This window comes from Streptomyces sp. NPDC048600, from assembly GCF_055587025.1.
This window is the reverse complement of sequence record NZ_JBVJGZ010000006.1, coordinates 264,594-273,880: the sequence shown is the minus strand read 5'-3', so window position 1 is coordinate 273,880 and position 9,287 is coordinate 264,594. Positions and strand designations below refer to the sequence as shown.

Below are 9,287 nucleotides of genomic sequence, written 5' to 3'. Positions count from 1 at the left end.
TAACGCGCAACCAACACACCCCCCCCCCCCCCCCCCCGCTCCCCCCCCCCCCCCCCCCCCCCCCCCCCCCCCCCCCCCCCCCCCCCCCCCCCCCCCCCCCCCCCGGGACCGGGAACGGTCAGGCCTCGTCGGTGGAGGCCGTGACGGTGGGCAGCGTCTGCTGCGCCGCCGCGGTCTTCTTCGACGCGGTCTTCTTCGTGGCCGCCGTCTTCTTGGTCGCGGCCTTCTTCGCCGTGACCTTCTTGGCGGCGGTCTTCTTGGTGGCCGCCGTCTTCTTGGTGGCGGCCTTCTTCGCCGTGACCTTCTTGGCCGTCTTGCGCGCGGCGGCCTTCTTGGCCGGAGCGGCCTCCTCGGCGGCCTCGTCCTCGACGGCCTCCGGGGCCTCGACGGCCGCCTCGGCGACGGTCTCGACGACCGCCTCCGCCGCGGGAGCCTCCTGCGCCTGGCCCTCCGTCGCGGGGACGACCACCACGGCCGTCTCCTCCGACGCGGTCGGCGCGGTGGCCTTGCGCACGGCGCGACGCCGCGGACGGGCCGGGGCGGCGCTCTCGGCGGGTGCCTCGACGACGGCGGCGGGCTCGGCGGCCGGGGCGGGCTCGGCGGCCACGGGGGCCTCCGGCTCGGCGGCGACCGGCGCGACCTGCTCGGTGACCGTCACGACCGCGGCCTCCGCACCCGCGGGCGAACCGGCCGGCGCGGACACCTTGCGGGTGGCCCGACGGCGGGTACGGCCCTTGGGCGCGGCCTCCTCGGCGACCGGCGCCGCGTGGCGGACCGGGTCCTCGACGGCGGCCGGCTCGGCCTGGATCTCGGCGGCGGACTCCGTCCGCACCGGACGCGCGATCTCCTCGGCGACCGTCACCTGCTGAGCGGTGGGCACGGCGGCCACGGGCTCGGCGGCGGCCTCAGCCCTGGGCGCACCGGCCGGAGCCGAGGCCCGGCGGCCCGCCCGGCGGCGCGAACGGCCACGGGACACCGCTGCCTCCGCCTCGGCGACGCTGCTGTACAGCTCCTCGTCCGGCGCGAAGTCGGGCGCGGGCAGCGCGACCGGCTCGGCCACCTCCGCGACGATCTCGGCCTCGGACTCCGCCTCCTGCTCGGCGGTCACCGCGGGCTCGGCCGCCACGGTCTCGTGCTCGTGCTCGTGGTCGGCACCGCCGGCGCGGGCACGCTTGCGGCGCTTGCCGCCGCCCCCGGCCGCGGTCGCCTGGTCCATGTGCACGATGACACCGCGGCCGTTGCAGTGGACGCAGGTCTCCGAGAACGACTCCAGCAGGCCCTGGCCGACCCGCTTGCGGGTCATCTGCACCAGGCCCAGCGAGGTCACCTCGGCCACCTGGTGCTTGGTGCGGTCGCGGCCCAGGCACTCCAGCAGACGGCGCAGCACCAGGTCGCGGTTGGACTCCAGGACCATGTCGATGAAGTCGATGACCACGATGCCGCCGAGGTCGCGCAGCCGCAGCTGGCGCACGATCTCCTCGGCCGCCTCCAGGTTGTTCCTGGTCACGGTCTCTTCGAGGTTGCCGCCCTGGCCGGTGAACTTTCCGGTGTTGACGTCGACCACGATCATGGCCTCGGTCTTGTCGATCACCAGCGAACCGCCGCTGGGCAGCCAGACCTTGCGGTCCAGCGCCTTGGCGAGCTGCTCGTCGATGCGGTACGTCGCGAAGACGTCGACCTCGGAGGTCCAGCGGGACAGCCGGTCGGCGAGGTCCGGGGCCACGTGCGAGACATAGCCGTGGATCGTCGACCAGGCCTCGTCACCGCTGACGATGACCTTGGAGAAGTCCTCGTTGAAGATGTCGCGCACGACGCGGACGGTCATGTCCGGCTCGCCGTACAGAAGGGTCGGGGCGTTGCCGCTCTTCGCCTTCTTCTTGATCTCCTCCCACTGCGCCTGGAGCCGCTCGACGTCACGGCGCAGCTCGTCCTCGCTCGCGCCCTCGGCGGCGGTGCGCACGATGACGCCCGCGTCCTCGGGGACGATCTTCTTGAGGATGGTCTTCAGACGCGCGCGCTCGGTGTCGGGCAGCTTGCGGCTGATGCCGGTCATCGAGCCCTCGGGCACGTAGACCAGGTAGCGGCCGGGCAGCGAGACCTGCGAGGTCAGACGCGCGCCCTTGTGCCCGATCGGGTCCTTGGTGACCTGGACCAGCACGGACTGGCCGGACTTCAGCGCGGACTCGATACGGCGCGGCCCGTTGGCCATGCCGAGCGCCTCGAAGTTGACCTCACCGGCGTACAGGACTGCGTTGCGGCCCTTGCCGATGTCGATGAAGGCGGCCTCCATCGACGGCAGCACGTTCTGGACCTTGCCCAGGTAGACGTTGCCGACGTACGAGGTCGACTGCTCCTTGTTGACGTAGTGCTCGACGAGCACGTTGTCCTCGAGGACGCCGATCTGGGTGCGGTCGCCCTGCTGGCGGACGACCATCACGCGCTCGACGGCCTCGCGGCGGGCGAGGAACTCGGCCTCGGTGATGATCGGCACCCGGCGGCGGCCCTGCTCGCGGCCCTCGCGGCGGCGCTGCTTCTTGGCCTCCAGACGGGTCGAGCCCTTGATGGACTGCACCTCGTCGGACGGCTCGGCGGCCTTGCGCGGCTCGCGGACCTTGACGACGGTGCGCTCCGGGTCGCCCTCGCCGGGCTCGGCGTCGGCGGAGCTGTCCCCGGCGCGGCGGCGGCGCCGGCGGCGACGGCGGCTGGAGGAGCTGGAGCCGCCGTCCTCGGCGTCCTCGGCGTCCTCTTCCTCCTGCTCGGCGGTGTCCTCGGCGTCCTGCTCGGCCTGCGCGGCGGCGAACTCCTCGCCGTCGGCGGACTCGCCCGCCTCGGCGTCCGCGGACTCGCCCCGGCGGCGACGGCGGCCACCGCGGCGGCGACGACGGCGCGAACCGGGCTCCTCGGTGTCGTCCTCGCCCTCGGCGGCCTCGTCGGCCTCCTCCGGCTCCTCGTCGACGGCGGGCTCGACGGACTCGGCGGGCACGGCGGCGGGCTCGGTGGTCTCGGCGGGGGCCTCGGCCTCCTCACCGAAGCCGGTGGCCCGGCGGCGGCGCCTGCGGCGCGGGGCGGCGGGCTCCTCCGCGAGCTCCTCGGGCTCGGTGGTCCCGGTCTCCTCCGCGGCCTCGGCGGCCGCTTCGGCGGCGGCCCGCTCGGGCGTCTGGAACTTCGGCTCGGCGAACACGGGTGCCTGGAACAGGGCGACCGCGGGCCGTGCGGGGCGGCGCGGCGACTCGGGCTCGGCGGCGGCCTCCTCGGCGGCCGGCTCACCGGCGGCGCGCTCGGGCTCGGAGAACCCGGTGGCGGCCTTGCGGACGACCCGACGGCGGCGGCGCGGCGCGGCGTCCTCCTGGGCCTGATCGGCGGACTCCGGCACGGGAGCCTCCTCGATGGGTGCGGCGGGCGCGGCGGCCTCGGCCGGCTCGGTGGCCGCCGGAGTCTCGGTGCTCTCGGCGGGCGCGGTGACGCGTCGGGTGGCGCGGCGGCGCGTACGACGCGGGGCGGCGTCCTCGGTCTCTGCCTCGGGGCCGTTCTCGGCCTGGGCGACGGGTGCGGCGGTCTCCTCGACGGCCGGGGTCACCACGGTCTCGGCGGTCTCGGCGGCCTCAGGTGCTCCGGCGGGAGCCGTGGCCCGGCGAGTGGCGCGACGACGCGTACGCGGAGCCGGGGCGGCCTCCTCGACGGCGGCTTCCTCAGCGGCAGGCGCCTCGGCGGCAACGGGCTCCGCGACCTCGGCGGCCACAGCAGGCGTCTCCGCCACCACAGCCTCAGCCGCCTCGGGCGCACCCGCGGGAGCTGTGGCCCGGCGAGTGGCACGACGACGCGTACGCGGAGCCGGAGCGGCCTCCTCGACGGCAGCTTCCTCAGCGGCGACAGGCTCCGCAACCTCGGCGGCCACAGCAGGCGTCTCCGCCACCACAGCCTCAGCCGCCTCGGGCGCACCCGCGGGAGCCGTGGCCCGGCGAGTGGCACGACGACGCGTACGCGGAGCCGGAGCGGCCTCCTCGACGGCGGGCGCCTCAGCAGCGGGCACCTCGGCCTCTGCCTCGGTGTCGGCCTCCGGCTCCGGTTCGTCCGGTATGGCCGGAGCGACGATCTCGCCGGGCGTGTCGGCGGTGGCCACCGGCGGACCCGCCGGACGCGACGCGGCACGGCGCCGACGGCGCGGCGGCAGGGTGTCGCTGGGGGTGTTCGGTTCGGAACCCTCGACGGGCTCGGTCGGTTCGAGCATGCGGGCGTATCTCCCGTCAGGCTCCCGGGCGCCGCGCATGGTCCGGCACATGGCCGGTGACGTCCGCGGCTCGCGCGATGCGCGTATGCCGCCGTCCGGGGCGCGGGCGCCGCACGGGAGCTCTCTGTGTCCTGTCTCGCCGGTTCCGTACGCCTTGTCGCGTACGGCCTGGCGAAAGTCTTGTGGTCGGTGCGCTGCCCGACCCAGGTGGCTCCCGAGTACGAGGGCGGCGCTTTCGACGTCCGTCCCTTCGCGGGACTTCCTTACGCAGGCTCCTTCGCGGCGGCAGTCGCCGCGGCCGGTTGGGCCGCTGCTGCCTCGCGGTCGGGTGCGAGCGGGTCGGTCACCGTGCCGGTCTCTTCATCGAACAGCCCCTGCGCCAGCCTGGTCACCGCTGCGGGGACCGGCGGCGCCAGGTCGGCCACGGCGCGGAGACCGGACAGGACGTCGTCGGGTCGAACGGCAGGCGTCACGTGCCGAACAACCAGCCGCAGTATCGCACAGGGCTGGTCGGTCGGCCTATCAGCCGGCGAACTGTGCGTTTCTGTACCGTCGGCCACGCTTTCCAGGCCGACGACCGCGGAGCGGGCGTCGAAGGTCCGGACGCCGTTCTTGGTCATCCGCTGGACCTCGACGGTCTCCGCCCCGATGAAGGCGGCCACCGCGCGGCCCGCGTCCTCGGGATCCACGCCGTCCAGGCGCAGCTCCCAGACCGAGGCCGTGAGCCGGTCGGCGAGCCCCGACGTGCGGACCTCGACCGCGTCGACGACGTCGAGGCCCGGGGGCAGCGACTCGTCGAGCAGGGCGCGCAGCTTCTCCGGGTCCCGCGCCGCGGTGAGCGCGATCTCCAGATACTCGGCCTCACTGCCCGTGCCGGTGGGTGCGGCATTGGCGTAGGACACCTTCGGATGCGGCGTGAAGCCGGCCGAATAGGCCATGGGGACCTCGGCGCGGCGCAGCGCACGCTCGAAGGCGCGCTGGAAGTCGCGGTGGCTGGTGAACCTCAGGCGGCCGCGCTTGGTGTAACGCAGTCGGATGCGCTGCACCGCGGGTGCCGGCGGCGGGCCTTCGGGCTGTCGCTTGCCCAGTGGAACTTCTCCTTGCTTACGCGTTCCGTGCACGATCCCCGCAGGTGCGCGGGGAGCATCCTCGGGCCAGCGCCTGCCCGGTGTGATGGTCGGGATCAGCCCCGCGTGTGCGGGGAGATTTCGCGTGTGGCCCTCTTTTCTAGATTACGCGCTCCGCCGTCCGAGAGTTCCCGCCGGTCCGACTGCGCCGTCTCGCGGGGTTCGCCGAACAGCATCCGCCGGAAGTCGGCGCGGGCCTGGCGTGCGGAGTCGCGCGCCGCCGCGAGCACCTGCCGGGTGGCCCGGCCGACACCGCGCGCGGCCTCGGCGGCGGGCCGCCAGACGGTGTCGCGGACGACATGGCCGACGGGAGTGAGGACCGTCCGGTACACCCAGCGGACCGGCTCGACGAAGACCCATCGCAGGAGGGTGGCGAGGAACCGCCCGACGGCCCGCGAGATGTGCCCCGCCACCCGCCAGGCGTGCCCGAGCGCATCCCCGATCTCCCGGCCGACGACGGCCAGGAACCGCCCGACGGGCGTGAGGACGTACCGCCACAGGCCGAGCGCGGGCAGCACGAACAGCACCCGGGTGATCCAGTACAGGACGAACCCGACGCCCTTGACGATCCCCGTGAGCACCCACCACACGCCCTTGGCGCACCAGGCGACGGCGTGCCCGACGGGCGTGAGCACCCAGCGGTAGAGCCAGAGGGACGGCACGACCACGAGGTACCGCACCAGCCAGATCAGCACGGCGGACACCCCGCGCGCGAGCGCCCCGAGCCCGAGGCCGAGCCACTTGCCCACCCAGGCGATCGCACGCCCGACCGGTGCGAGCACATACGCGTACACCCAGCTCAGCCCGGCCCCGACGCCCCGCAGCACCCAGGCGAGGCCTGCTCCGATCCCGCGCAGCACCCAGGTGATCCCCGCGCCCGTGGCCCGTACGGCCCAGGCGACGGCGTGCCCGACCGGGGTCAGTACGACCCGGTACAGCCACCCCGCCGGGATCACGACCAGCACCCGCCCCAGCCAGGCCAGGCCCTGGCCGACCGGCACCAGGACGTACCGCCACAGCCCCACGAACGGCCAGACGAACACGGCCCGGCCGAGCCACAGCAGCACCCGGCCGACGGGCCGGAGCACGGTGTCGTTCAGGAACCGCCCGCCGACGACGAGGGCGTCCCACACCATGCGCACCGGGACGACGAGCACGAGCACGACGATCCGCACGGGCAGGCGGACGGCGGTGACGAGGCAGCCTTCCGGCTGCCTGGGCTCGGGGTACTTCTGCGGCTCCATGTCGGTCAGGACGCCCGGGCTCGCGTCCCGGGTTCACGCCGTGGGGTTGCGATGCCGTCACGTCCTGGCCGCACGACCGCATTAACCCGCTAGACCGTTTTACGTATTTGACGGCGCGTTGTCCGTGTACACGACGGCTGTCGCGAGGTGCTCGGGTCACCCTCGCACCGGAGGTCCGGGACGCCCCCGGACCGTTTCGTGCCAAGGAGCAAGTCCATGAGTCCTCGCAACAGGACGTCCCTGCTCGGTCCGCTCGCCCGGGCGCGGTTCCGGAAGGCCGGGATGCTGACCTCCCTGACCCTCGTCCTGGCCGCCTCGGTCGTCGCGCCGACCGCGGTGGCCGCGCAGACCGTGTCCGACAGCAGACCGGCCGCCCATGAGTACACCGGCGGCACCGACTGCAAGCCCCACAAGCACCGGTCGGCCGCGGTGCCGGAGACCACCGACAAGTGCAAGGGCGCGACCGGGGCCACCGGCCCGAAGGGCGCCAAGGGCGCGACCGGAGCGAAGGGTGCCAAGGGCGCGACCGGCGCCACGGGCCCGAGGGGCGCGACCGGAGCGACCGGGGCCACGGGCGCGACGGGCACCCCTGGCCAGAACGGAGCCACCGGAGCAACGGGAGCCACGGGCGCGCAGGGCGCCACCGGGGCGACGGGTGCCACCGGGGCGACGGGCGCGCAGGGCGCCACCGGGGCGACGGGTGCCACCGGGGCGACGGGCGCGCAGGGCGCCACCGGCCCCGCCGCCTGCACCGACATCGACGCCAGCCAGGACAGCGACAACTTCGAGGTCCGGGCCGTCCTGAGCGGAAGCAACCCCACGCGCGCCTACGCGGGCATCCGCGACCTCACCGGCGACACGCTCAACCCGTTCCTGTGGACCGACCTCAGCACCCACCCGAACTACCCGCAGAACGCCTGCGGGATCTCGATCGTCCAGCACAGCCTGGGCAGTGCCCCCGAAGGGGACGTCCGGGTCGACGTCGTCACCACCGCGGGACAGGTCTACGAGACCCAGTGCGCGGTGGTCGTCTCCAACCGAACCCTCAACTGCGCCGACAACGCCTGGATCCTCGTGAACCGGCAGCCGGCTCCCGGCGCCGTGAACGGCGGGACCGTCGTCCCGTAGCCCGGCGTCACGCACAGGGGCGTCCGGGCGGCCGTCACGGCTGCCGGGCACCCCTTGCCGTGTCACCGCGCACCAGCAGACTCACCGTCATCCCGGTCACCGGGCGGCTCTCGGCCACGGAGTACCTGGTCTGGAGGGCGCTCGCCTGGACGGGGTCGATGGCGTCGAAGGGGAACGCGGTGCCCTCGGTGAGCAGCCAGACGCGCTCCTCGTCCCCGAGGCACCGCTCCGGAGCGGCGCACTGGACCGTGTAGAGGTCGTCGATCCCGGCGGGGGTCCTCGCGAGGAAGACGTCACGCAGCCTCAGGTCGCGCGGCAGGTAGTAGCGCACTCCCCCGTCGAGCTGCCAGGTGTCCGCGCGGTCGTAGACGACGGCGTCCCCGGGCCGGTGCAGCCGCACGACCAGGTCCGCGGCCGCCGCGTAGTCGAGCGGCACGGGGGCGTTGTGCGCGAAGGGCCGCCGCACCTCGCGCTGGTCGGGGACCGTGAGCAGGGCGAGGGCCGACAGCAGGGCCGCGGCCGCCTTCCAGGAGCGCAGGGCCCCGGCCGCCCCGGCGCCCGCCAGGAGGGCCCAGGCCGGGAGGGTGAAGAGGACGTAGACGCCCCGGAAGTAGGAGACCTCGCCGTGGGAGGCCGCCCAGACCAGGGCCGGGGGCAGCAGGATCCAGGTTCCGCAGAGCAGCAGCGGCATCCTGCGGGGCGCGCGGGCCAGCAGGGCGAGGGCGACGAGCGCTCCGGCGCCCAGGGCGGAGGCGAAGAGCTCCACGGGCAGGGCGAGCAGCGCCCAGCCGTCCGGCTCGGGCACCCAGTACAGCTGGCGTCCGGCCTGGGACCTGCCCAGCACGGCGAGCGGGGCGGTGCACGCGGCGACCGCCGTGAGCGCCAGGGCGGGCCGCCACCACAGGGAACGGTCCTGCCGCAGCCGGGCCGCGAGCGGCCAGAGGTGGGCGAGCACCACGGACAGCGCGATCAGGTGGAGGAACCCGGTGAGGACCAGCGCGAGGGCGTAGTCGGCCCACCGCCAGGGGCTGCGCGGCCGGTCCAGCGCCCGCAGCAGCAGAAGGCCGGCGAGGGCGACGGCGAACACGACCAGGGCGTACGAACGGGCCTCCTGGCCGTAGCGGCTCACCGCCGGTGTGAGCGCGAGCAGCAGCCCCGCCAGAATTCCGGCCCGATATCCGAAGAGGCGCTCACCGAGGAGAGCGACGACCGACGCCGTCGCGGCGACGGCCAAGAGGGACGGCAGCCGCAGCGAAAGGACGGAATCCCCGAACAGCTCCACCCACCCGTGCAGCAACAGGTAATACGTGCCGTGCACGGCGTCGACGTTGCGCAGGGTGGCCAGGATCTGCCCGGTGTCCCGGCCGGCCATGTCCCACGTGACCAGTTCGTCGCGGCCGAGCAGGGTGCCGGTGAGCCCCAGTCCACCGAGGGCCAGGGCCGCGACGCACGGCCACAGCCAGAGCGGGACGCGAGGTGCGGCGGACCCGGCCGCCTCGGCGGACCGGAATTCCTCACGGGAAAGCTGCGGGGTGATGACCATAGGAATTACTCCGGTCC

Annotated in this window: 5 protein-coding genes; 1 reads left to right on the top strand and 4 read right to left on the bottom strand. The window is 74.6% G+C overall.

From position 1 onward, the window contains the following. Positions 1-118: 118 nt before the first annotated feature. The 3 genes from ACZ6SQ_RS11095 to ACZ6SQ_RS11085 form a co-directional block, all read right to left on the bottom strand. A complete protein-coding gene (locus ACZ6SQ_RS11095; RefSeq protein WP_469559320.1) occupies positions 119-4,228 on the bottom strand; it encodes an Rne/Rng family ribonuclease in 4,110 nt (1,369 codons plus the stop codon). Positions 4,229-4,491: 263 nt separating this feature from the next. Continuing rightward, positions 4,492-5,274 carry a TIGR03936 family radical SAM-associated protein gene (locus ACZ6SQ_RS11090; protein WP_386378490.1) on the bottom strand — a complete coding sequence of 261 codons (783 nt, stop codon included), beginning with the start codon at positions 5,272-5,274 and terminating at the stop codon, positions 4,492-4,494. A gap of 137 nt (positions 5,275-5,411) precedes the next feature. Continuing rightward, on the bottom strand, positions 5,412-6,599 hold the full coding sequence (locus tag ACZ6SQ_RS11085; RefSeq protein WP_469559316.1) for a hypothetical protein: 1,188 nt from the start codon (positions 6,597-6,599) through the stop codon (positions 5,412-5,414). Positions 6,600-6,815: 216 nt separating this feature from the next. Here ACZ6SQ_RS11085 and ACZ6SQ_RS11080 point away from each other — a divergent pair, with 216 nt between their 5' ends. After that, on the top strand, positions 6,816-7,727 hold the full coding sequence (locus tag ACZ6SQ_RS11080) for a collagen-like triple helix repeat-containing protein (RefSeq protein ID WP_469559314.1): 912 nt from the start codon (positions 6,816-6,818) through the stop codon (positions 7,725-7,727). A 34-nt stretch (positions 7,728-7,761) separates the two neighbouring features. On the opposite strand, the gene ACZ6SQ_RS11075 is transcribed toward ACZ6SQ_RS11080, so the two are convergent. Beyond that, the gene (locus ACZ6SQ_RS11075; protein ID WP_469559311.1) at positions 7,762-9,270 is read right to left on the bottom strand and encodes a glycosyltransferase family 39 protein; all 1,509 of its coding nucleotides are present in this window, start codon (positions 9,268-9,270) and stop codon (positions 7,762-7,764) included. Positions 9,271-9,287 lie beyond the last annotated feature (17 nt).